This window comes from Natronoarchaeum sp. GCM10025703 (assembly GCF_042661985.1).
In the GTDB taxonomy this organism is placed as follows: Archaea; Halobacteriota; Halobacteria; order Halobacteriales; family Natronoarchaeaceae; genus Natranaeroarchaeum.
In genome coordinates this window covers 1,510,768-1,531,914 of sequence record NZ_JBHSZF010000001.1, presented here as the reverse complement: position 1 = coordinate 1,531,914, position 21,147 = coordinate 1,510,768, and the positions used below count along the sequence as shown (strand labels likewise).

General features: G+C 63.8%; 24 protein-coding genes and 3 pseudogenes. 12 read left to right on the top strand and 15 right to left on the bottom strand.

Going from position 1 to position 21,147, the window contains the following annotated elements; translation table 11 throughout:
• Window positions 1-109: 109 nt before the first annotated feature.
• The gene (locus ACFQH2_RS08640) at window positions 110-385 is read right to left on the bottom strand and encodes an acylphosphatase (protein ID WP_377076641.1); all 276 of its coding nucleotides are present in this window, start codon (window positions 383-385) and stop codon (window positions 110-112) included.
• Between the two features lie 87 nt (window positions 386-472).
• Here ACFQH2_RS08640 and ACFQH2_RS08635 point away from each other — a divergent pair, with 87 nt between their 5' ends.
• Window positions 473-1,717, top strand: coding sequence for an HD domain-containing protein (locus tag ACFQH2_RS08635; RefSeq protein ID WP_377076640.1), 1,245 nt, complete (start codon window positions 473-475; stop codon window positions 1,715-1,717).
• Between the two features lie 58 nt (window positions 1,718-1,775).
• Here ACFQH2_RS08635 and ACFQH2_RS08630 read toward each other — a convergent pair.
• Window positions 1,776-2,027, bottom strand: a pseudogene (locus ACFQH2_RS08630) (AAA family ATPase); the annotation flags it as partial.
• Window positions 2,028-2,319: 292 nt separating this feature from the next.
• On the opposite strand from ACFQH2_RS08630, the gene ACFQH2_RS08625 reads away from it, so the two are divergent.
• Together ACFQH2_RS08625 and ACFQH2_RS08620 are read left to right on the top strand one after the other, a co-directional pair.
• Complete coding sequence (locus ACFQH2_RS08625) at window positions 2,320-2,865, top strand: hypothetical protein (RefSeq protein ID WP_377052737.1); 546 nt, start codon at window positions 2,320-2,322, stop codon at window positions 2,863-2,865.
• A gap of 61 nt (window positions 2,866-2,926) precedes the next feature.
• Entirely contained in the window at window positions 2,927-3,754 is an 828-nt protein-coding gene (locus ACFQH2_RS08620; RefSeq protein WP_377052735.1) for an inositol monophosphatase family protein, read from the top strand.
• 14 nt (window positions 3,755-3,768) lie between these two features.
• Here ACFQH2_RS08620 and phnE read toward each other — a convergent pair whose 3' ends face one another.
• The 3 genes and pseudogenes from phnE to ACFQH2_RS08605 form a co-directional block, all read right to left on the bottom strand.
• Window positions 3,769-4,791 carry a phosphonate ABC transporter, permease protein PhnE gene (phnE, locus tag ACFQH2_RS08615; protein ID WP_377057048.1) on the bottom strand — a complete coding sequence of 341 codons (1,023 nt, stop codon included), beginning with the start codon at window positions 4,789-4,791 and terminating at the stop codon, window positions 3,769-3,771.
• 127 nt (window positions 4,792-4,918) lie between these two features.
• Window positions 4,919-5,691: pseudogene (locus tag ACFQH2_RS08610) on the bottom strand (phosphonate ABC transporter ATP-binding protein).
• Window positions 5,692-5,717: 26 nt separating this feature from the next.
• The gene (locus ACFQH2_RS08605) at window positions 5,718-6,836 is read right to left on the bottom strand and encodes a phosphate/phosphite/phosphonate ABC transporter substrate-binding protein (RefSeq protein WP_377052731.1); all 1,119 of its coding nucleotides are present in this window, start codon (window positions 6,834-6,836) and stop codon (window positions 5,718-5,720) included.
• A 451-nt stretch (window positions 6,837-7,287) separates the two neighbouring features.
• Between ACFQH2_RS08605 and ACFQH2_RS08600 the strand changes: the two genes are divergently transcribed.
• Window positions 7,288-8,340 carry a presenilin family intramembrane aspartyl protease PSH gene (locus ACFQH2_RS08600; protein WP_377052729.1) on the top strand — a complete coding sequence of 351 codons (1,053 nt, stop codon included), beginning with the start codon at window positions 7,288-7,290 and terminating at the stop codon, window positions 8,338-8,340.
• An 11-nt stretch (window positions 8,341-8,351) separates the two neighbouring features.
• On the opposite strand, the gene ACFQH2_RS08595 is transcribed toward ACFQH2_RS08600, so the two are convergent.
• The 4 genes from ACFQH2_RS08595 to ACFQH2_RS08580 all read right to left on the bottom strand — a co-directional run bounded on the left by ACFQH2_RS08595 (window position 8,352) and on the right by ACFQH2_RS08580 (window position 10,524).
• Window positions 8,352-9,350 carry an ornithine cyclodeaminase family protein gene (locus tag ACFQH2_RS08595; protein ID WP_377052724.1) on the bottom strand — a complete coding sequence of 333 codons (999 nt, stop codon included), beginning with the start codon at window positions 9,348-9,350 and terminating at the stop codon, window positions 8,352-8,354.
• Between the two features lie 94 nt (window positions 9,351-9,444).
• Window positions 9,445-9,708 carry a DUF3054 domain-containing protein gene (locus tag ACFQH2_RS08590; RefSeq protein ID WP_377076979.1) on the bottom strand — a complete coding sequence of 88 codons (264 nt, stop codon included), beginning with the start codon at window positions 9,706-9,708 and terminating at the stop codon, window positions 9,445-9,447.
• Window positions 9,639-9,863: a hypothetical protein gene (locus tag ACFQH2_RS08585; protein ID WP_377076639.1), complete on the bottom strand. Its 225-nt coding sequence runs from the start codon at window positions 9,861-9,863 to the stop codon at window positions 9,639-9,641. The genes ACFQH2_RS08590 and ACFQH2_RS08585 overlap by 70 nt, the downstream gene beginning before the upstream one ends.
• A gap of 85 nt (window positions 9,864-9,948) precedes the next feature.
• Complete coding sequence (locus ACFQH2_RS08580) at window positions 9,949-10,524, bottom strand: class I SAM-dependent methyltransferase (protein WP_377052720.1); 576 nt, start codon at window positions 10,522-10,524, stop codon at window positions 9,949-9,951.
• Window positions 10,525-10,615: 91 nt separating this feature from the next.
• Between ACFQH2_RS08580 and ACFQH2_RS08575 the strand changes: the two genes are divergently transcribed.
• The 4 genes from ACFQH2_RS08575 to ACFQH2_RS08560 all read left to right on the top strand — a co-directional run bounded on the left by ACFQH2_RS08575 (window position 10,616) and on the right by ACFQH2_RS08560 (window position 13,170).
• The gene (locus ACFQH2_RS08575) at window positions 10,616-11,059 is read left to right on the top strand and encodes an acyl-CoA thioesterase (protein ID WP_377052718.1); all 444 of its coding nucleotides are present in this window, start codon (window positions 10,616-10,618) and stop codon (window positions 11,057-11,059) included.
• Between the two features lie 48 nt (window positions 11,060-11,107).
• On the top strand, window positions 11,108-12,403 hold the full coding sequence (locus tag ACFQH2_RS08570; protein ID WP_377052716.1) for a hypothetical protein: 1,296 nt from the start codon (window positions 11,108-11,110) through the stop codon (window positions 12,401-12,403).
• A 102-nt stretch (window positions 12,404-12,505) separates the two neighbouring features.
• Window positions 12,506-12,856: a helix-turn-helix transcriptional regulator gene (locus tag ACFQH2_RS08565; protein ID WP_377052714.1), complete on the top strand. Its 351-nt coding sequence runs from the start codon at window positions 12,506-12,508 to the stop codon at window positions 12,854-12,856.
• Window positions 12,857-12,906: 50 nt separating this feature from the next.
• Window positions 12,907-13,170 carry a hypothetical protein gene (locus ACFQH2_RS08560; RefSeq protein ID WP_377052712.1) on the top strand — a complete coding sequence of 88 codons (264 nt, stop codon included), beginning with the start codon at window positions 12,907-12,909 and terminating at the stop codon, window positions 13,168-13,170.
• A gap of 21 nt (window positions 13,171-13,191) precedes the next feature.
• Here the strand turns inward: ACFQH2_RS08560 and ACFQH2_RS08555 are convergent, their stop codons facing one another.
• The 3 genes from ACFQH2_RS08555 to gatC form a co-directional block, all read right to left on the bottom strand.
• Window positions 13,192-14,118 carry an alpha/beta fold hydrolase gene (locus tag ACFQH2_RS08555; protein ID WP_377052710.1) on the bottom strand — a complete coding sequence of 309 codons (927 nt, stop codon included), beginning with the start codon at window positions 14,116-14,118 and terminating at the stop codon, window positions 13,192-13,194.
• A gap of 279 nt (window positions 14,119-14,397) precedes the next feature.
• Entirely contained in the window at window positions 14,398-15,663 is a 1,266-nt protein-coding gene (gatA, locus tag ACFQH2_RS08550; protein WP_377052706.1) for an Asp-tRNA(Asn)/Glu-tRNA(Gln) amidotransferase subunit GatA, read from the bottom strand.
• Complete coding sequence (gene gatC / locus ACFQH2_RS08545; RefSeq protein ID WP_377052704.1) at window positions 15,660-15,938, bottom strand: Asp-tRNA(Asn)/Glu-tRNA(Gln) amidotransferase subunit GatC; 279 nt, start codon at window positions 15,936-15,938, stop codon at window positions 15,660-15,662. Before gatC ends, gatA begins: the two co-directional genes overlap by 4 nt.
• Before the next feature lie 155 nt (window positions 15,939-16,093).
• Between gatC and ACFQH2_RS08540 the strand changes: the two genes are divergently transcribed.
• Together ACFQH2_RS08540 and ACFQH2_RS08535 are read left to right on the top strand one after the other, a co-directional pair.
• Window positions 16,094-17,080, top strand: coding sequence for a transcription initiation factor IIB (locus ACFQH2_RS08540; RefSeq protein ID WP_377052702.1), 987 nt, complete (start codon window positions 16,094-16,096; stop codon window positions 17,078-17,080).
• A 72-nt stretch (window positions 17,081-17,152) separates the two neighbouring features.
• Window positions 17,153-17,623, top strand: a complete 471-nt coding sequence (locus ACFQH2_RS08535; RefSeq protein WP_377052700.1) for an NUDIX hydrolase — start codon at window positions 17,153-17,155, stop codon at window positions 17,621-17,623.
• Here the strand turns inward: ACFQH2_RS08535 and ACFQH2_RS08530 are convergent.
• Both ACFQH2_RS08530 and ACFQH2_RS08525 read right to left on the bottom strand, forming a co-directional pair.
• Window positions 17,532-17,888 carry a hypothetical protein gene (locus tag ACFQH2_RS08530; RefSeq protein ID WP_377077024.1) on the bottom strand — a complete coding sequence of 119 codons (357 nt, stop codon included), beginning with the start codon at window positions 17,886-17,888 and terminating at the stop codon, window positions 17,532-17,534. The two genes, ACFQH2_RS08535 and ACFQH2_RS08530, sit on opposite strands and share 92 nt — an antisense overlap.
• A gap of 78 nt (window positions 17,889-17,966) precedes the next feature.
• Window positions 17,967-18,730: pseudogene (locus ACFQH2_RS08525) on the bottom strand (phosphotransferase family protein); the annotation flags it as partial.
• An 88-nt stretch (window positions 18,731-18,818) separates the two neighbouring features.
• Between ACFQH2_RS08525 and ACFQH2_RS08520 the strand changes: the two are divergent.
• Window positions 18,819-19,358 (top strand): GNAT family N-acetyltransferase, encoded by a 540-nt coding sequence (locus ACFQH2_RS08520; RefSeq protein ID WP_377052696.1) that lies wholly within the window; start codon window positions 18,819-18,821, stop codon window positions 19,356-19,358.
• A gap of 44 nt (window positions 19,359-19,402) precedes the next feature.
• Window positions 19,403-20,623: an acyl-CoA dehydrogenase family protein gene (locus tag ACFQH2_RS08515; RefSeq protein ID WP_377052694.1), complete on the top strand. Its 1,221-nt coding sequence runs from the start codon at window positions 19,403-19,405 to the stop codon at window positions 20,621-20,623.
• A 6-nt stretch (window positions 20,624-20,629) separates the two neighbouring features.
• On the opposite strand, the gene ACFQH2_RS08510 is transcribed toward ACFQH2_RS08515, so the two are convergent.
• Window positions 20,630-21,127, bottom strand: a complete 498-nt coding sequence (locus ACFQH2_RS08510) for a small multi-drug export protein (protein ID WP_377052692.1) — start codon at window positions 21,125-21,127, stop codon at window positions 20,630-20,632.
• Window positions 21,128-21,147 lie beyond the last annotated feature (20 nt).

The following is a 21,147-nucleotide window of genomic DNA, read 5'->3' as shown; positions in this document are numbered from 1 at the left end:
TACGCCTGACTTCAATTTCTGGAGCAGAAAGCTTCGGAAACTATCGTCGGACCGTGCGAGAGTTGCAGTATCCAGTAGCCGGCCCTATTGGTCGTATTACGGCCGACCGCTAGTACCGGATCCGGAAGCCGTCCTCTCCCTGTGGCTCCTCGTACTCCACGTCGACGTCCTCGACAGTCGCTGCGGGACTGCCAGTGTGACACCATTCGACCATCTCTTCGATGGCCTCTTCGGGGCCTTCTGAAACTGCCTCGACGCGGCCGTCGTCGAGGTTCCTGACCCAGCCGTCGACAGCGTTCGATTCCGCCGTCTCTTTGGTCGTCGCCCGGTAGAAGACGCCCTGGACACGACCGGAGACGAACACGTGTGCGCGAGTTCGCGTCATACTCGAAGATGGATCGCCAGCGATCAAAAATGATGGGGCGCACGGCGAGTCGAAAACGAAATGCACCGGGGGTTCGTCCACCCCACAATGAAGCCGATCAAGGACAGCGTCCACGACTACATCGCGCTCGGTCCGGAGGCGGAAGCGCTGGTCGACACCCCGACCGTCCAGCGGCTTCGCCACGTCAAGCAACTCTCTACCGTTCGGCTGGTTTTTCCCGCGGCCAACCACACCCGGTTCGAGCATAGCCTCGGCGTCTACCACCTCGCCGACACCGCTATCGGACATCTCGACGTCGACGCCGACACCGCGGCCCACCTCCGCGCCGCGGCGCTCCTCCACGACGTGGGCCACGGCCCCTACGGCCACCAGACCGAGGAGGTAATTCACCGCCGGACCGGGAACGATCACGACGATGTTGGCTGGCTACTGACCGATCCCGACCGCCCCGTCTGTCAGGCACTGGAGGGCCTCGACCTCGATCCGGAGCGCGTCGCCACGCTCGTCGCCGGTGAAGGCCGACTCGGTTCGCTCGTCTCGGGCGAACTCGACGTCGACCGGATGGACTACCTCTCCCGGGACGCCCACCACACCGGCGTCCCCTACGGCGCAATCGACCACGGACGCCTCGTCCGCGAACTCCGACTGGAGAACGGCCACCTCGCTCTCGGCGAGGGCAACGTCGCGACGGCCGAGTCGATGCTGTTCTCGCGGGCGCTGATGAACGCTATCGTCTACCGTCATCACGTCTCCCGGATCGCCGGTGCGATGCTCGACCGGGCCTGTGAGCAGTATCTAGACGCCACCGAGACCGGAATCGAGTCGTTCCGACGGATGGCCGACCACGACCTGCTGGTCGCACTGGCCGAGCACGTCCCGACGCTCGGCCGGCGACTGGAGCACCGCGACCTCTACAAACGCGCCGTCTGGACGGGCATCGAAAACGTCCCCCGAGAGATCACGGACGTGGACTACGAGGACGAACGGCAGGCCGAGCGCGAGATCGCCGAAGCGGCAGGCGTCGACCCCGCCGCAGTGATCGTCGACATCCCCGACCGTCCGCGACTCAAGGAATCATCGACGAGCGTCGTCGTCGACGGCGTCGTCCAGCAACTGGAGGACGCCTCGGAGTTGGTCCGTGGTATCCGGATGGCCGAGCGGGCGCGCTGGCGCCTCGGCGTCTACGCTCCCGAAGAACAGACGCAGTCGGTCGAACGCGCCGCCCGGGACGTGCTGGGCCTTCGCAGGTATCGGGAAACGTCCGGGCGACCTGCTCGCGGGTCTCCTGCTCCGTACCGGAGTTGTCGATGGCGACGTGGTACATCTCGATAGGGTGGAACTCCTCGCGGAACTGGTGGTACACCTCGACATCCGCGTCGCTCATACCGCCCTCACGGTCGGCGATGCGCTCCTCTGCAACCGAGCGCTCGCAGACGACTTCGAGCAGGCGAAACCGTGCGCCCGCTTCCTCCGCGATTTCCCGGACAGTGCGTCGACGGTCGCGCGCTGCAAACGTCCCGTCGAGAACGGCTGATTCGCCCGCCTCGACCGTCTGCCTGGTTCGGTCGAGCAGTTCGCGGTAGACGCTCGCTATCTCCTCGTCGGTGTACTGGGGGTCGTCGTACAGTTCCTTGCGGACCACGTCGGTTCTGAAGGCGTCGCACCCCGAGGCGCTCCGCGACCACCGCCCCGACAGTCGACTTGCCCACGCCGGGAAGCCCACAGAGCACGACGAGCCACGGGTCGTCGCCGCCCGCCGGTTCGCCGTCTTCACCCTGCGCTGTTGCCTCGCCGTCGCTGTGGTCTCCGGACATACTGTATTCCGACCCAGGTGCCGGGTCTTGCTGTCACGTCGGACCAGCGGGTGCAAAATAGCTTCGACTACGCCGGGAGCGGTAGACACCCTTTAGTCCCCGCTCGCCAATCCTGTCGGTATGCCGAACTTCGAGGGAACGAGTGCCATCGAGACCTACTCCGGCGTCGCCTTCGACCCGCTCGACCCGGAGCCAGCATCGGTCAGGGTCGAGGACGTCGCACACGGGCTGGCGAACACCTGTCGGTATGCCGGCCAGTGTCAGTTCTACTACTCCGTCGCGACCCACGCGCTCTACGTGAGCCGTGAACTCGAGGAGTACGGGCCGCTTGTACAGCTTTACGGACTCTTTCACGACGCAAGCGAGGCGTACATCACCGACGTCCCCCGCCCAGTGAAACGCAAACTCGAGGAGTACGACTCCATGGAGCGGGAGATTCTCGCCGCCGTCTGGGAACGGCTGGACGTTCCCGCTCCGACCGACGAGCAGTGGACCGCGGTGATGGACGCCGACGACATGTTGCTCAGATACGAGGCCGACACACTGCTCTCGGAGTTTGCGCCCTCGCCGGTTCCGGACCTGTCTCACGAACTGACGCCGGGGCGTCCCGGCGAAGCGCGCGACCTGTTTCTCGACCGGGCGGAACGGCTTCGCGAGCGCGTCTGATCCGCTCCGAACGGTCGCCGAAATCGCCACCGCTAAACCCCTAGCACCTGAACTTTCTGGGATGGACCGAACGTCGACCGACGCTGACGGGACGCCGGATTGCGAGCAGTTGACGACGATCACACGGGAGAGCGCCGCCGCGGGGAGCGCAGTCGCCGCGGCGTCGTTCCGGACGGATCTCGACGTCGAGCAGAAATCGGAGAAGACGGATCTCGTCACCGCGGCCGACCGCAAGGCCGAAGCCGCGGTCGAAGAACGCATCCGGGAGTCGATGCCCGAAGCCACGATTTACGGCGAGGAGAGCGCGACCGGAGAGCTACCGGAGGAGGGCACCGTCTGGATCGTCGATCCGATCGACGGGACGAACAACTTCGTCCGGGAGAACCGTCGCTGGGCGACGAGCGTCGCCTGTCTCGTCGACGGCGAAGCGGTCGCGGCGGTAAACGATATGCCGGCACTGGGCGACACCTACGTCGGAACGCCCGAGGGTATCCGGCGGAACGGGGAGCCAGTTTCGGTCAGCGACCGCTCCGATCCGGAGACGTTTCAGGTCGTCCCGACGGTCTGGTGGCCGCGGGACCGGCGGCGGGAGTACGGCGCGGCAACGGGCGCGATAGTCCGCCGATTTGGCGACCTCCGGCGGGTCGGGTCGGCGCAGGCGGCGCTATCGCTACTTGCCGCTGGCTCTGTCGAGGGCGTTCTCACGAACGTCGAGACGAACGCCTGGGATACGGTCGCGGGCGTCGCGATGGTCCGGTGGGCCGGTGGCGAGGTCACCGACCTCGACGGCGAGCCGTGGACCCCGCAGAGTCGCGGCCTCGTCGCATCGAACGGGAACGCCCACGAGGAACTGCTGAAAGCGGTGGCCGAGATCGACGCGGCGCGATAAAAAAGGAGAGACGTCTACCGCATGAGCGAGTCGGCCATCCGCTGCGGGAAGCCAGTGATCAGCTCCCACAGGCTCATTTCCACGTCGTCCGAGCGGAGCCGCGATCGGAGCCGCTGGCTGAACAGCTCGACGGAGATGATGAGAACGAAGATAGCGAGCAACGTCGCCATCATCTCGGTGAACCGCAGCAGATTCTGCTGAGCAGTCAGGACGTAGCCCAGCCCGCCCGCGCCGATGACGCCGACGGTGACGCCGATCCGGACGTTGATCTCGAAGATGTACAGCGTCCACGCGATGAACGCTGTGCGAACCTGACTCAACATGCCGAAGAAGACGATCTGGGGTTTGTTCGCACCGGTCGTCCGCATCGCCTCGATCGGCCCGTCCTCGATCTCCTCGAGTTCGTCGACGAACAGGCGTCCGAGGTTCCCGATCGTGTCGAACGCGATCGCGATCGCCGCGGACGCAGGACCCAGTCCGAGGAAGGGAATGAAGATCAGCGTCCAGATGATCGCCGGGATCGCCCGGATGAACGACATCGTGCCACGGAAGATGAAGTTGAACGGAAACGGCGTGACACGTTCGGAGCCGAGCGTCCCGAACACTAACGCGAACGGGAACCCGATGACGGTCCCGACGAATCCCATTGCGAGCGTGATACCGGCCTCACCGAAGATCTGGAAGATCCCGAGCTCCTGGAAAAAGAACGCATACATGTCGGTCAGGTTCGGCGGGAACTGGAACAACAGCCCACCGATCTCGGGGTCGTACAGCAGGTTCTCCTGGCGGATGAACGAGATGTACTGGCTGATGTCGAGGAACGGGATTACGTCGAAGTATCTCGTGATCGGGAAGAACCCGGTCAGCGACTCGACGAACGTCTCGAGGCGCGCGTCGGGGTTGAGTAGTTCGGTCGCGGCGAATGCCTGGATCGTCGCAAAGACGAGGAACCCAGCGAGCGCGACCCAGCCGACTGCGCGGCGCCGTCTCGTCCGTTTGATGTTCTCGAACTGTTCCGCGATCCGACCCGGAGTCATATCGCTATCGATCTCCTCGCCACCGTCGGTGGTTGGCGTGTCGCCGGATTCACTCGAATCGGTGTGGGCGGATCCTACGTCCACGTCGTTGTCATCGTCTCTCACTGGATGATCAGCTCCGTTTGTGTCACTGTGTTGCGTTCTCTTTGTCCGCCGTTTCACCACCGACAAACATCCCATCGGTATCGATATCACCGTAGATGGTGTCGATCGCGTCGATCGTGAGTTCGTCGCGGTACCCGTCGAACACTTTGTGGCCGTTTCGCAGGCCGATGAACCGCTGTCCGAACTTCCGCGCGATGTTCACTTGATGGAGACTACAGAAGGTGGTCAGTCCACGGTCTTTCGAGGCGGCCAACAAGTACCGCATCACGTCCTGTGCGCTGCCCGGGTCGAGGCTCGCGACCGGCTCGTCCGCGAGGAGGACCTCCGGCTGCTGGACGAGTGCTCGGGCGATCCCGACCCGCTGTTGTTGGCCACCGCTCATGCTGCGCGCCTTCTGTTGGGCCTCCTCCAGCAGGCCGACAGTGTCGAGCGCGTCAAGCGCCCGGTGTTTCTCCTTCTCGTCCTGTAGCTGCAACACACTGAAAAGAATCCGGAGCGATAGATGCCCCCGGAAAGCGAGTTCGAGTACGCCGTCATATCGCCGATGATGTTGTGCTGTTGGAAGATCATCGCCACTTCGGGGCGGGGGTCAACCATCGGCTCGCCGGCGATCACTATCTCGCCATCGGTCGGTGAGAGTAATCCACTTAGCGTCCGTAACAGGGTGGATTTGCCGGAGCCAGAGACGCCGAGAACGATAACGAACTCTCCTTCGGGCACCGAGAAGGACACGTCGTCGAGCGCAACTGTGTCGCCAAATCGTTTCGTGAGACCGTCTACTTCGATATAGCTCATAGTAATAAATACATAGTAACCGACGCCTAGAGGTTGGCCCAGTCCAGCCCGAGCTCCTGACCCAGCTCCGCGACCGGGTCGAAATCGCTGACGCTTGCCTCGACGACGCCGCTGAACCACAGTTCGTGGTCCTGAACGAGCTGGACGTCATCGAGTTCATCCTCGGAGAGTTCGTCTTCTTCCATGTCGAGCAGTTCGGGATCAATGCTGAGTGCCTCCGCGATGTCGGCCTGTGACTCGTGCTGGAACGCCTCCTCCGGTGCGTCGATCATGAGCTGTCGGAGTTCGTCCTTGATCGGCTCGTCCCACGCGGCGTTGCTCACGATCGGGGCCCGCGGGATCGGGTCGGAAACGGCGAGCAGTTGGAGCTCGGGGTCTCGCTCGCCGGCGCTATCGTACTCCGCGGAGATATCGACGAACTCCTGTGACATCTCGTCGAACTGCTCCTGTGGGACGTGCCCTGCCGTCGAGAACGCACCGGTACCGGCGGCAGCGATCCGGTCATCGTTGATAAGCTGATCGCGTGCGGTGGAGTGGTCCGAGGTCCTGAGGTCGAAATCCTCGGGCGAGCCAGCGGGTGCGTTGCCGATATCGAGGCCCGCGTTTCTGAGCATCAGGAGGGGGAACAGTGTTCCGGAGACGGATGTCGCCCCCGCGGATGCGAAGACCTCGCCTTCGATGTCGCTCAGTTCCTCGATATCGCTGTCGGCTCTCGTGGTAATGAGCGAGAAGTACCGTTCCGCCCCGTAGGCAACGCGCAGCCCCGTGACGTCGATCTCCTCGGGGATCTGTGCGACCGCGCCGGGCGAGGTGTCCGCAAAGACACGGTCGCCCTCGGACGCGCGCCGGAGTTCCTGTGCTGTTCCGGAGTAGCTCTGAGTGGGCTGCTCGACGATCTCGACGTCCGCCTCCGATTCGAGATACTCGAACAGTGGCTGATACTGTACCCGAATATCGATCTCCTCTTCTGCGGGATTCATTACCCACGTGACCTCCGTCGGGTCGTCGGTGTCACCGGTAGTCCCGCCGTTTTCGCCGCCATTCTCACCGTCGCCTCCGACACATCCGGATATGCCGAGGATCCCTGCGGCTCCCGCGGTTTTTAAGAACCTTCGCCTGTTCGCCGATGGTCTGTTATCTGCCATGATACCATCACTTTACTCAATGATAAAATGCGTTTCTATTACTGATATATATCTCTTAATAGATTTTGTATCTTCCAACAAAGGATCCAGTATCGTAACCGATCCACGGTCGGCTAAGGTGGCGACGCCCGGGATGGTTGGTTGGGCGTCGTTTCCCAGGATACCGGGGACCGGACCTTCGTACAGAGCCAGTCTCCCGAGAACACACCGGAACGGTGTTCGTCGTGTGGAGTCGATCATGATGTCGTCACCAGTTACGGGACACGGTCCGACAATGAGTGTACAGGTCGACCGGGTACGGCGGGAGCCGAGCAAAAGCGAACGTGACGCAGTTCGGTTCGGAGCTCGGGGAAACGTCTACGTTTCTCATAGTGTCAGCCGCTCGGGTGAGCGGTAGCTACGGAACGACCGACAACACAACGCCGATTACCCCCATCGGTAAGAAGGTGGTATGAACGATCGTACGCGACTCGTTGCGGCCGTGGCGGGAACGGTCGCACTCTTCGTCCTCGTCCAGTTGGGCGCACTCGCGCTGGTCGAGCCGTTCCAGCAAGCCGAGTATCAGGCCGTCGAGGACCCGTCAGACCCGGCGAACAGCGCGCTCTTTTTCGGGGCTATCCTCGTCGCCACCCTCGTGATGCTGGCCGTGATCAAGTACGAGGCCGAGTGGCTGATCCGCGCCGGCGTCATCGGCGTCAGCGGGATGCTCGCCTGGTACGTGCTCAACGCCATCGTCCCAGTAGGATCCGTCGCGGGTGTCCCGCTCGCTCTCCTGCCGATACTGGCGGCGCTCGCCGTCATCCTCGGCCTGGTCTATCATCCCGAGTGGTACGTCATCGACGCCGCCGGGGTGTTGATGGGCGCGGGTGCCGCAGGGATGTTCGGCATCAGTTTCGGACTCCTACCAGCAATCGTTTTCCTCGCCGTGCTGGCCGTCTACGACGCGATCAGCGTCTACAAGACGGAGCACATGCTCACCCTCGCGGACGGCGTGATGGGCCAGAAGATTCCCGTCCTGCTCGTCATTCCGACCACGTTCTCGTACTCGTTCCGCGAGGCCGGTGCGGGCGATGAGATGACCGACGAAACCGCCCCAGACGGCGGAGACGTGGAGGCCGAATCTGACGATATCGTGGACGCTGAGGAGGACGAATCCGCAGATACCGGAGATGAGGAGCAGGCCCCGGAGGGCGTCCGGGATGCTCTGTACATCGGTCTCGGCGACGCCGTGATGCCGACGATTCTGATCGCGAGCGCCGCGTTCTTTATTCCGGCGGAGGCGGCCGCCCAGTTCGATATCCCGGTCATATCGATGAATCTCCCAGCCCTCGGCGCGATGGTTGGGACGCTCATCGGACTCGTGATACTCCTCCGGATGGTGCTCGAAGGGCGTGCACACGCCGGACTCCCGCTCCTGAACGGCGGAGCAATCGCGGGCTACCTGCTCGGCGCACTCGGCAGCGGCATCACGCTGTTGCAGGCGGTCGGCCTCAACCCCTTCTGAACGCGGCCGGGTCAGCGTCCGGTGAGTGCCTCGCTTGCGGGCGAGAACTCGATCTCCGTCCCTAGTCCCGCATCCAGCGCTCGTTCGTAGACCAGCGCGCCGCCGGCGACGGTTTCGATACCGGTGCCGCCGCTGTCGAAGATGGTGATTTCGTCGGCCGAACTCCGCCCTTCGACTGTTCCGGCAACGACCTCGCCCAGTTCCGCGTGGACGTGGCTCTCGTCGACCACTCCCTCCTCGACGGCGTGGATGAACGATCCGGCGTCGATCTCGATCCGCTCGCGCAGATCGGGGACGTAGGTCGCCCGCTCGATTGTCGTCGTATCGAGTTCGCGCTTCTCGGCGTTGTACTGGCCCATCGCGGTGACGTGGGTGCCTGCCTCGAGGCGGTCGCCGTCGAAGACTGGCTGGCTGGCGTTCGTCGCTGTGATCACCACGTCGGCCCCCTCGACGGCGGCCGCGCTCGCCTCGACAGGCCGGACGTCGGCCTCCAGCAGGTCGTCCATCTCGGTGGCGAACGACTCGCGGTGCTCGCGCGTCGGCGAGAACACGTCGACGCGCTTGAAATCACGGACCGTGGCCGTCGCGCGAAGTTGTCCACGCGCCTGTGCCCCGCTCCCGATGACTGCGAGCGTCTCGGCGTCGTCCCGGGCGAGCGCGTCGACGCCGACCGCACCGGTCGCCCCGGTCTTGAACGGGTTCATGCTCGCGCCGTCGAGTATGGCGAGCGGTTCCCCGCTCTCGGCGTCGAACAGCGGGGTCATGAACCACGCGTCCTGCTCGCCGAAACCTGCGGCGTACATGTACCCACCCATCACGCCGGTCTCCGGAAGGACGGCCGCGTAATCGGTGAGCATCCCCGGCGGATCGCCGCGCAACAGTCTGGTCCGGGGGCGGGCCGGAGCGCCCTCGCCGTGCTGTCGATAGCCCTCGCGGACCGCCTCGACGAACTCGTCCGGACTTGCCAAGCCATCCACGTCACTACTGGAGAGAAACAGTGCCTGCGTCATACGCGATGTCTACGAGCGCATCCGAGAAGAGTCCACTGGCGGTCGACCCCGCGGGTTGCCCGGCGTCGGGCGAGCAGTACCGTTCAGTCAGCGGTCATCGACCCGCCCAGAAGCGGGCAACGACGAGTCGCCACGGCACGACAACGGCGAGGACGGTCAGAGTCATCACGAGATTGAACGGCCACGTGGCGCTCCCCTCGAACAGCGGCGACGCGCGCAGGACGAGGGCGATGTTGACCGCAGCGAAAGAGGCCACCGCGCTCAGTCGGGCCGCCGTCCCGAGATCGGTCAGTACTTCGGTTCCGTACAGACCGGCGAGGCCCGCACAGAGGAGCCACCCGACGACGAATGGGGTGATCGTCTCGGCCGCCGACAGCGGGCAGCAAAGCCGGCCGCCCCGTGGTGCTGGTACAGGCCGACCGAGACGATACCGATCACTGCGAGCAGGTCGCCGGTGAGTACGCCTAGCCGTCTCGAGTCACCGAGCGGGAGGCGTGCGGAGAGCGTGGACATACTCGGACTTTTGGCTCGACGAATAAGGACGTACTGGAATCAGAGCGGGCCAGATCGGGTGCTGGAGAGGCGTCGACCGCGCCGCTCAATCGGGCTTGACGCCGACAGCCGTGTAGTCGAAGCCACGTTCGGGAACGGTCGGCGACAGGCCAGCGTCGCCGAGAATCCCTGCGAGTTCGTCGGCGCCGAAGAAGGTCGACTCGAAGCCGATCAGATGTTCGCCCGCCACGAGCAACCGCCCGAGGACGGTGTTCGGATCGAAATCGCGGATCACCAGCACCCCGCCCGGTGCGAGGACGCGTGCCGCCTCCGCGATAGCCTCTCTCGGCCGACCGATATGGTGTAAAGCGTCGACGATCGTCACCGCGTCGACGGACTCGTCCGCGACCGGAAGCCGTACGGCGTCACCGCGGATGCCCGGAATGTCGCGTTCTGCGGCCTGTGCGAGCATATCGGCGGACGCGTCGACGACTGTCCAGTTCACGCCGGGCAGCGCACGTGCCGCACGACCGGTCCCGCCGCCGACATCTAAACCGATCTCGATCTCCCGGGTACCGAGATCGAGTCCTCGCCGTAACACCGCCGGGTCCGCATCCGGCATAAACAGGTCATAGAACCTCGCAAACAGGTCGAAATACCGAACGTCGCTCGATCCGGACATAGCGATACTTGTCCCCCGGCCGGCAAAAAGAGGCGTGATCGGTGCTGTCAGATCCCGCGGACTCTTGGGTCCCCGCCGTCTACGACATGTCATGCCGAGCCTTCTGGAGACTCACATCGAGAACCGGTACCGCGTACAGCCGAACCACGCCAACAACTACGAGACCGCACATGGAGGGAACGTGATGAAGTGGATGGACGAGGTCGGCGCGATGTCGGCGATGCGGTTCGCCGGCCACTCCTGTGTCACCGCAAACGTGGACGAACTCGACTTCCAGCGACCGATCCCGATCGGCGACAACGTCCTCGTAGAAGCGTACGTCTACGAGGCCGGCCGGACGAGCGTCCGCGTTCGTCTCCGGACGTTCCGGGAGAACCCCCGAACCGGCGTCCAGGAGCAGACGACCGAATCAGCGTTCGTCTTCGTCGCGCTGGACGACGGATCGCCGGTGGAGGTTCCGGATCTTTCCATCGAGTCGGAACGGGGCGAACGACTGCGAGCAGAGGCGCTGGAGTCCGATGCCAGAAACGACTGATCCTCTCGCCCAGTAAATATAACTCAGGCTACGCAGTATGGATATCCAGTGAGACGGACAGTCAGTATCGTTCTGGCAATTCTCGTGATCGCTGTGGGGGTCTCGACGGCAATGTCGCTTGTTGCACCACCGACTACGGATCTCGTCGCTCCCGAGGACGACACCGAACGCAACATGGTCCAGCTAGAGGGCAGTGAGAGTGCCTTTTCGCCGTATCTGAGTTCGACGAAGCAACACAAAAAGGGGAGTTCGGTCAACGTCGTCGTCCGCGCTGACCTCGACACTACGCTACAGCGGATGACCGAAACCGGTGACTGGAACGTGACTCAGGGAGAGGAACAGGAAGTCGGGCCCGAGGAACTCTCCGCCGAACAGATCGAACTCGACACGGCCGGCGGCACCTCGATGGAGTGGGACGAAGCGGGCGGTGCAACACGGTACGCGTTCGTCGACGACACGAACAGCAATGACGATGGCGAGTTCGTCACCGAGTCCGCCCAGATCCACTTCGGCGATTACTACGGCCATCGGTATCACATCCGGATGTACGAGGCACCCCACCCCAACGACGAGTGGGTGATCATGCAGGCCCACAACGAGCACTTCGACTGGTTCACGCTTCGCCACGCGGTCCACGGTAACGACGAAGCTCAGCGGCAGGTCGAACTCGACTTCAGGAACCAGCCGTTCACCGACGAAGTCTGGCGAATGTACGTTGGAAACGACGAACCCTACGACAACGATGGCTGGATGACCGTCGTCGAGTTCGCGTGGATGTTCCCCCTGTTCATGATCGGGGCGATCAGCCGCCAGCGCCTCCGAGACAGTGTCAGGCGGCTCTGGCAGAGCTTGAGTTACGTCGACAGGCGGCGTCTCCGCGCCGCGTACAACCGCCTGACGTTGAATCACATCCTGCTGTTCGGCGGAATCGTCGGGCTGTACTTCGGCGTTCGGGTCGGTGGGATACTGCTGGAACGGCACGTCCCCGCGCTCACGATGCACAACATCGCTGGGCTCCTGTACCCGTTTATCGCGGTGGGGATTCCGCTCGTGACGTATCTGATCGCACGCCGCATGACCAGACGGATGGACGCCGGCGTCGTCGCCGCCGGCGCGCTGTCGACGGCCGTGGTACTGGATCTGATGGCGCTATCGGTAGCCGTGATGCCCATCGGAATCGTCCTCCAGCGGGCGGGTATCGTGCTCGCACTGGGACTGATCGCCATCGGTTCGACTGACCGGGCGACCAGACAGGCGAACGAGGCCCTACCGAACGACTGGCTCGTCGTTGGCGGCACGCTGTGGGTGGCGCTTCTGGGCGCAACGCTCATGGGCTGGATCTAGGGACGTCTGCGACGGCAGGAAGGCCAATTTTAAGCCCGTTGCTCTCAGTATTGCATATATGATCATGCCGTCAGATCTCTCCGCGACGTGGGGGCGATATCGATGAGCATCTCGGCTGCAGAAGAGGAGCTCACGGAGGAAGAGCACGCCGGGCTCGAACTAGTCCGCGAGACGGGAGGGATTCACCAGAGCGAACTCTGGAAGGAACTCGACATCTCGTCGCGGCAGGGGAGCCGGATCGTCGACTCCCTCGCCGAAAAGGACCTCGTCGACCGCGAAGAGACGGTGTATCAGGGCCACAACACCTACTACGTCTCCCCGACAGCGATGGATCTGGACTTCTCCCTGCTGATGGCTGGCGACATGCTCTCACCGTTTATCGGCGAGGAAGAGATCGATCCCCAGAGCGACGCCTTCTCGCAGTGGATGATGAACCTCGCGTACGAGGAGTAAGCCCGGTCACGGTTCGTATCTTTATACTCACCCCTGCTCTACCGACTAGTATGGCGCTCAAAAAGCTACGCCCACCGTCGCTGCTGGACGGTACCGAAACCAACGAAGCCGAAGCGGAAGCGACCGAAACAGAGGCCGAAGAGACCGAGACGGAGGAGGAAGCGACCGAAGACGAAGAGACGGAGGACGAAGACGCCGAATCGAGCGGCTCGCGGCTCGGAACGCTAATAAAGGGTGCCGGCGTCGCCCTGAGCGCCGGTATCGCCTTCGTCACGCTGCGAAAGCTCCGTGGCGGCGATAGCGACGACGAGTAGGACCCGGCGATCCGTTTTCCGTTATTCCGACAGATGCTCCAGCAGTAGCTCCGTCACCGCCTCCGACTCCTCCTGATGGACCCAGTGGGTCGCGTCGGGGAACCGCTCGACGCGGCCGTTCTGACAGTACTGCAGGCTCATCGGCGCGAGGTCTGGGATCAGTGCGGTGTCTTCCTCGCCCCAGACGATGAGCGTCGGGTGGTCTATCGCTTCGTCCTGGGAGTGGCCAGTGCCCTCAGCCCTTTCTGACGAGTCTCCGAGCAACAGGTCGGTCGGGTGAAGCCCGGCCGCGCGGTACCAGTTTATAAGTCCCGATAGCGAGTCTGCCGCCGCCCAGCTTGCCCGATAGCGCTCGATATCGATGTCGGAGAAGGCCGCTGGCGAGCCACTTTCCAGCAGGGCGTCACCGAGACCCCGGTAGTCGTCGCGACCGAGCGCCCACTCCGGGATCCGCGGGATCTGAAAGAAGAAGACGTACCAGCTCCGCCGGAGCTGTTCGGCGCTCGACCGGAGTGCCTCCTGGAACGCTCTCGGATGCGGGACGTTGATGATTCCGAGACGGTCGACGACCTCGCTATCGATGGCTAGCTCCCACGCGACGATTGCGCCCCAGTCGTGGCCGATAACGTGGGCGGAGTCGCGGCCCTCGGTCTCGATGAGCGCCCGGATGTCGCCGGTCAGCGCCTCGATCCGGTAGGCGTCGGTGCCCTCGGGTGAGTCGCTCAGGTTGTAGCCCCGCTGGTCGGGGACGAGAACGCGATAGCCAGCGTCGACCAGCGGTTCGATCTGGTCCCGCCAGCCGTACCAGAAGTCCGGAAACCCGTGGAGGAGAACGACGAGCGGGTCATCGGGGTCGCCGGCCGTCACGACGTGGAGGTCGACCCCGTTGACCGTTCGCATTGTCGACTCGATGGAGGGCGCGTCGAGAAGGCTGGCGTCGGTTTGCATACATACCCCTTCGAGAGTGACAGTAAAATCGTTCGGGTAGCGCAGGGCGCTTATGATGCTTGAACCCCAGAACACCCGTGATATCGAATCTGGGCGTTCTCAAGAAGGTTTTCGACGCGGACGATACAGACATGGCGGCGACCACGGAAGACGACGAACGAGAGGCACCGAAACTCCGTTCCGAAGGTAGGACTGTTCCTCGCGCTGGTGGTTCTGACGGCTATCGGCGAAGCAACTGTTCTGGAGATTCGGAAACGCCAACGAGAAGGAGCGACGTAATCAGTCGAGGGCGCTACCGGCGCGGATGATCTCTTTCTCACCAAACGCGGGACCGACAAACTGGATACCGACCGGGAGGCCGTCTGCCTCGCCTGCCGGAACCGAGATGGCTGGCAGGTCCGCGAGGTTGACCGGTGTGGTGTTGGCGTCCGCGAGATACATCTTGAGCGGGTCGTCGAGGCTCTCGCCGAGTTCGAAAGGGGTAATGGGCATCGTCGGACTCGCAAGCACGTCAGCGTCCGAGAGCGCCTCGTCGAAGTCCTGTTTGACCCACGCTCTGGCGTCCTGGGCCTTCTTGTAGTACTTGTCCTGATAGCCTGCCGAGAGCGCGAAGGTACCGAGCAGGATCCGGCGTTTGACCTCGTCGCCGAAGCCCTCGCGGCGCGACGCGGCGAACGCCTCGTTCCAGTTGCCCTCGTAGCCGCCCGATTTCCCGTAGCGGACGCCGTCGAACCGCGCGAGGTTCGAGGAGGCCTCCGACATGGCGATGACGTAGTAGGCCTCGACGGCGTGTTCGACCGACGGGAGGCTCACTTCGTGATAGCTTGCGCCCTGCGATTCGAGTTCGTCGATGGCGTTCCAGAACTGCTCGACGACGCCCTCGTCGGCACCCTCGACCAGTTCCGTGGGGACGCCGATCCGAAGACCGTCGACGTCGCCGTCAGCGGCGGCGGCGTACTCGTCGTCGGGACGCTCACGCGTCGTCGCATCGTTTGGGTCCTCGCCAGCGATGGCGTCGAGCAGTTCGGCAGCGTCCTCGACGGTCTCGGCCAGCGGGCCGATCTGTTCCAGGCTGTTGCCGTACGCGATCAGGCCGTATCGTGAGACCAGCCCGTAGGTCGGCTTGATGCCGACGACGCCGCAGAACGCGGCGGGACAGCGGACCGAGCCGCCGGTATCGGTGCCCAGTGCGAGGTCGGCTTCGCCCGACGCGACTGCTGCCGCGGAGCCACCGGAGGAGCCACCGGGAACGTGTCCCGGCGCGGCCGGGTTCTCGGTCGCACCGAACGCGGAGGTTTCGGTAGTCGTTCCCATCCCGAACTCGTCCATATTCGTCTTGCCGGTGATCGTCCCACCGGCTGTTTTCAGTCGGTCGACCACGGTGGCGTCGTACGGCGGGATGTACTCGTCGAGCATCGCCGAGCCACAGGTCGTCCGGACGCCTTCAGTCGAGATGTTGTCCTTGACTGCGATCGTCTTTCCGGCGAGGGGGCCCTCTTCGTCACCCTCGATTCGCTCTTCGGTGATGTAGACGTTATCAGTCATGAGACGTTCGGCCCCTTGAAGTAGCCGTCCTCGCTCTCTTCGGCGTTCGACAACGCTTCGTTCTGCGTGAGTCCCTCCCGTTCCTCGTCCGGCCGCATCACGTTCACGAGGTCGGCGTCACGATCGACTTCAGGCACCTCGTCTAGCGTCTCGAAGTAATCGAGAATGTCGGCGAACTGCTCGGCGAACTGGTCGACCTCGTCGTCGGCGAGGTCGACCCGCGCGAGCTCCGCGGCGTGGCGGACAGTGTCGGGTCCGGCGGGGGTGTCGCTCATATACGGGGAAACTGGTGGATCGGGAGTAAGGGTTTCGATCCCTGAATCGATAGTGCGCAGGTGGGGGCCATACCGCGGTAGTTTTAAGTTGCTCGCAGTGCAACAAATGATTGCAATACGACGTTCTCCGTCTGCAGTCCCCAACCCTAAGAGCAATGACTGATACAACGATTCGCGATCACTCGAATACGCGCGAGCACGCGCGTAGACAGAAGAAAGAACAATCCCAGTCGGAAAACGAGGAGCAACTGGAGTGTCCGGAATGCGATGGACAGCTGGTCTCCGACGAGGAACGTGGCGAGACGGTCTGTCTCGGTTGCGGTCTCGTTGTCGACGAGGACGAGATCGACCGAGGTCCCGAGTGGCGTGCGTTCGACTCCAAAGAGAAGGACAAGAAATCACGCGTCGGCGCACCCACCACGAAAATGATGCACGACGATGGTCTCTCTACGAACATCGGCTGGCAGAACAAGGACGCGTACGGGCGGTCGCTGTCTTCACGCCAGCGCGAGAAGATGCAACGGCTGCGTACCTGGAACGAGCGGTTCCGCACCCGCGACGCAAAAGAGCGTAACCTCAAACAGGCGCTCGGCGAGATCGACCGGATGGCTTCCGCGCTGGGACTCCCGAAAAACGTCCGCGAGACCGCCAGCGTCATCTACCGCCGCGCACTCGACGAGGACCTCCTCCCGGGCCGTTCCATCGAGGGCGTCTCGACGGCCTCGCTGTACGCTGCTGCCAGACAGGCTGGCACCCCACGGAGCCTGGACGAGATCAACACCGTGAGTCGCGTCGATCGCTCCGAGGTCGCCCGGACCTACCGGTACATCGTCCGGGAACTCAATCTCGAAATTCAGCCTGCCGACCCCGAGCAGTACGTCCCCCGATTCGCGTCGGATCTCGAGCTCTCCGACGAGTCCGAGCGTCGCGCTCGCGGCCTACTCAAGAACGCCAAGCAGGAAGGCATCCACAGCGGTAAGAGCCCAGTCGGCCTCGCCGCCGCCGCGGTATACGCCGCCTCGCTGTTGACCAACGAGAAGGTCACACAGAACACCGTCAGCGAGGTAGCGAACATCAGCGAAGTGACCATCCGGAACCGCTACCACGAGCTGCTGGAAGCCGACGGTCACACTGCTGACTGATCCGTTTCGTCTTCGGCGCTCGTTTTCTACCGAAAGCGACGGCTACAAATCGACCCTCACCAAGCGGACGGTATGGAGACCACTCGACACTTTGTAGCGACCGTCCTCGTGGTCAACGACGGCGCGACGGCACTACACGAACACGAGAAACTCGGGATGTGGCTGCCGCCCGGCGGTCATATCGACCGTGACGAACTACCGCACGAGGCCGGACTCAGAGAGGTCCACGAGGAGACCGGACTGGACGTTGATCTGGTCGCCGACGCCGACGGGACGGCCTCCGACTCCGCTCGGCCCCTTCCAGAGCCCGAACAGTTCAAACTCGAGGATATCGACCGGATCGACGGCGACGTCGCCCACCAGCACATCGACTTCGTCTACTACGCCCACACCGACAACAGAGAGCTATCGCCGTCCGATGGCGAGGCCCCGGCTAGTGCGTGGGAGTGGTTCACGAAAGGCGAGTTGCGAGAACGACGCGACGAACTCGAAGCCGACGTCGTGGCGGCCGGCATCGACGCCATCGAGACAGTAGAGTCCTGAGGGAGACGTCGCCCGACCCCTTTGCCATCTCTAGAGTCCGCTTTGCCAGCCGCGGCACGCCGTCGCGCATCTTCGGGTAGAGCGAGTCGGCCGCGTTGCCCTCCAGATGCCGGCGGAAGAACATCTCGCCGAGCGCGGCCATCTTGTACGCCGCGAGCACCCGATAGAAGCGCAGGTTCTCGGCCTCGATACCGCTCTCGCGCTCGTAGCGCTCGATCAGTTCCTCCCGCGACAGATAGCCCGGTTTGGCGGTGAACGTCGGCATTAGCTCCGGAATCGGTGGGTCCGGGTCGTCCGGTTCCTGCCAGAACAGGAGCAAGAGGCCGAGATCAGTGTGTGGATCGCCCAGCGTCGAGAGTTCCCAGTCGAAGACGGCGGTGAGATCCGGCGGCGTCCCCGGCGCGAACATGAGGTTGTCCAGCTTGAAATCGCCGTGGACGAGCATGTGGGGATGCCCTCGGGCGCGTGCTCGGTGAGCCAGGACATCAGTTCGTACACTTCCGGCACCTCGCGCTCCTCGCCGGTGACGTCGAAGGCCCACGTGAACTGCTCGGACCAGCGCCGGACCTGCCGCTCGGTGAACCCCTCGGGGTAGCCGAAGTCGTCGAGGCCGACGGCGGCCGGGTCGACCGAGTGAATCGCCGCGAGCGTGTCGATTACCTCCTCGCTCAGGCGCTCGCGGGCAGTCTCGGACTGGAACCGTTCCGGTTCGTCCGTCCGCAACACGTCGCCGTGCTGGCGCTCCATCAGGTAGAACTCCGCCCCGAGAACGCTCTCGTCTTCACAGGCGAGTACGGTCGTCGGGACAGGCACTGGCGTCTCCTGCAGGGCGTCCATCACCAGATACTCCCGGGTGACCTCGTGGGCAGTCTCCGCGGTCTCGCCCGCTGGCGGGCGTCGCAACACGAACTCCCGGTCGCCCCATTCCACGAACAGCGTCTCGTTGGAGTGGCCCTGATCGTGCCGGGTCACCGTGAACTCCTCCGCCGAACCGAGTTCGTCGGTGAGATAGTCGGATAGCGATCCCTCGTCGACGAGTCTGTCGAGATACTCCTCGCTCACGTCGAACCACCCTCCACGAGTTGTCCGTTCATATACGTCGTTCATAGTCGACCGTTATCAAATAGCTTGGGACGGAGCAGTGATGCGATAAATTTGGAGAAAGCATTTAGGTGGAGTTCGATATGTCGTACCCATGCCAGGATCACGCATCGCGACAGACGGCGACGTGACGCTCAGGTCGCTCGAAGCGGAAGATCTGTCCTTTCTCCAGCGCTCGTTTACTAATCCCGAGATCAGGTATCCGATCGGGAACCCACTGAAGACTCGCACGGAACTGAAAGAGCGCCACGAGGACGGCGAAACTCCCGAGTTTCTCGTCTGTCTCGACGACGCGGGACCGGGGACACCCGAGGACGAGGTAGAGCGCATCGGCGCTGTCTCCGTCGACGACGTCGACTGGCGACGACCCGAGTTGGGCTACTGGCTCAAATCCGAGGTCCACGGTCAGGGCTACGGGAAAGCCGCGGTCAGTCTCGTCATCGACTACGTCTTCCGAATGCACGACCACCCGGCCATCGGCGCAGGTGTCTACGAGTTCAACGAGGCGTCGCGCGGACTGCTCGAATCGCTCGGCTTCGAGGAGGAAGGCCGGACTCGTCGTGACCGGTTCATCGACGGCGAGTACATCGATACCGTCCAGTACGTGCTGTTCCGCGAAGCGTGGCGCGAGTGAACTCCCAGGAACACGTTTTTCACGTCTTACAATAATGAACAAATATGAATTTCACATACGACGACCCGGAGCGCGGACGAGCGGTCGCCGAACGCACCCGCGACTTTGTCGACGAGGTCGTCCTGCCGGTCGAACGCGAGTATCTCGGGCGGGGACCGGTCCCGGGCAATGAGATAGACCGACTCCGCGACGCGGCGCGGGAGCGCGACCTCTATGCCCCGCAGGTGCCCGAGGAACACGGCGGCCTCGGACTGGACTTCCGCGAGATGCTGCCGGTGTTCGAGGAAGCGGGGCGGAGTCTGCTCGGCCCGGCGGCGCTACGGTGTAGCGCGCCCGACGAGGGGAATATCCACACCATCGAACTGGTGGGGACCGAGGCCCAGAAAGAGCGCTGGCTCGACCCACTCGTCGCTGGCGAGGCCCACTCCGGGTTCTCCATGACCGAACCGCCACAGGGCGGTGGATCGGACCCGAAGATGATCGCCACGACTGCCGAGAAAGACGGCGACGAATGGGTGATCGACGGCCACAAATGGTGGACCACCGGCGGCAGCGAGTCGGACGTATTGCTCGTGATGGCCCGAACCGATCAGGATTCCCACCCGTACCAGGGTACCTCGATGTTTCTCGTGCCGACGGACGCCGAGGGCGTCGAAATCGTCCGTGACGTGCCGCATCTCGGCCCCGATCTCGTGGAGATGGGCCACGCCGAGATCAAGTATCACGACGTCCGCGTCCCCGAGGAAAGCCTGCTCGGTGCGGAAAACGCCGGCTTCGCCATCGCACAGCAACGGCTTGGCCCCGCCCGACTGACCCATTGCATGCGCTTTTTGGGGATGGCCGACCGTGCGCTCGACGTGGCGACGGCCTACGCCAGCGAACGGGAAGCCTTCGGAGAGCCTCTCGCCGAGAAGCAGGCGATTCGGTTCGACGTCGCCGAGCACCGGATCCAGTTACACGCCGCCCGGACGATGGTGCGCCACGCCGCCGAGCAGATCCGGCAGGGCGAAGACGCCCGAATCGAGGTGGCGATGTGCAAGACGTTCGCCGCGAACGCCACCCAGCAGGCCGTCGACTCGGCGCTCCAGTACTGCGGCGGCACCGGCATCAGCCGGGACCTTCCCCTCGCGGACTTCTACGAGAGCGTCCGGCAGTTCCGCATCATCGACGGCGCGGACGAGGTCCACAAACGCTCCATCGCCCGCGAAGCCTTCGAGGACCCGCCGATGGAGGAGCTAGAGCGGATTACGCGGTTCGGGGAGTAAATCACGTCACCCGACGAGTCCCAGCAGACGCTCGATGCCGTACCACGACGCGGCGGCGAGCACAGTCGACCAGAGGACGAGACTCCCCGTCATCCAGCCGAGCACCCGACGACGCGAGGAGCCGAAGGCGAGTCCCAACACGGCGGCGAGATGTACGCCCGTCGTCACCGGCGCGGCGAGTGCGACGCCCGGCAGGCCGTATCCCTTCCAGATCCGGCGGGCGCGGCGGACGGTGCTGGAGTCGGTATCGGCTGTCGGATCGCCGTAGCGCCGCCGGACGAAGCGCAGGCTCCAGTCGGAGGCGACGACGACGGCGTAGACAGTCGTGAGGTTGCCGGTCGCCGCGGCGACGCCGACCAGCAGTGGGTCGAGACCGACTGCGATAGCGAACGGGATAACGACGAGTACCTCGACGACGGGGACCGCCGCGAAGACGAACACCAGCAGGTACGCAAGGGGGCCCTCGACCGCTTCGATGGCTTCGATTCCGATGCGGAGGTCCATGGGGAGAGTGACCGCAGACG

Coding starts and splice junctions, on each gene's coding strand:
- ACFQH2_RS08600 (WP_377052729.1), top strand. CDS start 7,288: ATGAACGATCGTACGCGACTCGTTGCGGCCGTGGCGGGAACGGTCGCA.
- ACFQH2_RS08575 (WP_377052718.1), top strand. CDS start 10,616: ATGCCGAGCCTTCTGGAGACTCACATCGAGAACCGGTACCGCGTACAG.
- ACFQH2_RS08555 (WP_377052710.1), bottom strand. CDS start 14,118: ATGCAAACCGACGCCAGCCTTCTCGACGCGCCCTCCATCGAGTCGACA.
- ACFQH2_RS08535 (WP_377052700.1), top strand. CDS start 17,153: ATGGAGACCACTCGACACTTTGTAGCGACCGTCCTCGTGGTCAACGAC.
- ACFQH2_RS08635 (WP_377076640.1), top strand. CDS start 473: ATGAAGCCGATCAAGGACAGCGTCCACGACTACATCGCGCTCGGTCCG.
- phnE (WP_377057048.1), bottom strand. CDS start 4,791: ATGACTCCGGGTCGGATCGCGGAACAGTTCGAGAACATCAAACGGACG.
- ACFQH2_RS08625 (WP_377052737.1), top strand. CDS start 2,320: ATGCCGAACTTCGAGGGAACGAGTGCCATCGAGACCTACTCCGGCGTC.
- ACFQH2_RS08640 (WP_377076641.1), bottom strand. CDS start 385: ATGACGCGAACTCGCGCACACGTGTTCGTCTCCGGTCGTGTCCAGGGC.
- ACFQH2_RS08585 (WP_377076639.1), bottom strand. CDS start 9,863: ATGTCCACGCTCTCCGCACGCCTCCCGCTCGGTGACTCGAGACGGCTA.
- gatA (WP_377052706.1), bottom strand. CDS start 15,663: ATGACTGATAACGTCTACATCACCGAAGAGCGAATCGAGGGTGACGAA.
- ACFQH2_RS08565 (WP_377052714.1), top strand. CDS start 12,506: ATGAGCATCTCGGCTGCAGAAGAGGAGCTCACGGAGGAAGAGCACGCC.
- ACFQH2_RS08620 (WP_377052735.1), top strand. CDS start 2,927: ATGGACCGAACGTCGACCGACGCTGACGGGACGCCGGATTGCGAGCAG.
- gatC (WP_377052704.1), bottom strand. CDS start 15,938: ATGAGCGACACCCCCGCCGGACCCGACACTGTCCGCCACGCCGCGGAG.
- ACFQH2_RS08520 (WP_377052696.1), top strand. CDS start 18,819: ATGCCAGGATCACGCATCGCGACAGACGGCGACGTGACGCTCAGGTCG.
- ACFQH2_RS08515 (WP_377052694.1), top strand. CDS start 19,403: ATGAATTTCACATACGACGACCCGGAGCGCGGACGAGCGGTCGCCGAA.
- ACFQH2_RS08530 (WP_377077024.1), bottom strand. CDS start 17,888: ATGCCGACGTTCACCGCCAAACCGGGCTATCTGTCGCGGGAGGAACTG.
- ACFQH2_RS08560 (WP_377052712.1), top strand. CDS start 12,907: ATGGCGCTCAAAAAGCTACGCCCACCGTCGCTGCTGGACGGTACCGAA.
- ACFQH2_RS08540 (WP_377052702.1), top strand. CDS start 16,094: ATGACTGATACAACGATTCGCGATCACTCGAATACGCGCGAGCACGCG.
- ACFQH2_RS08595 (WP_377052724.1), bottom strand. CDS start 9,350: ATGACGCAGGCACTGTTTCTCTCCAGTAGTGACGTGGATGGCTTGGCA.
- ACFQH2_RS08510 (WP_377052692.1), bottom strand. CDS start 21,127: ATGGACCTCCGCATCGGAATCGAAGCCATCGAAGCGGTCGAGGGCCCC.
- ACFQH2_RS08605 (WP_377052731.1), bottom strand. CDS start 6,836: ATGGCAGATAACAGACCATCGGCGAACAGGCGAAGGTTCTTAAAAACC.
- ACFQH2_RS08580 (WP_377052720.1), bottom strand. CDS start 10,524: ATGTCCGGATCGAGCGACGTTCGGTATTTCGACCTGTTTGCGAGGTTC.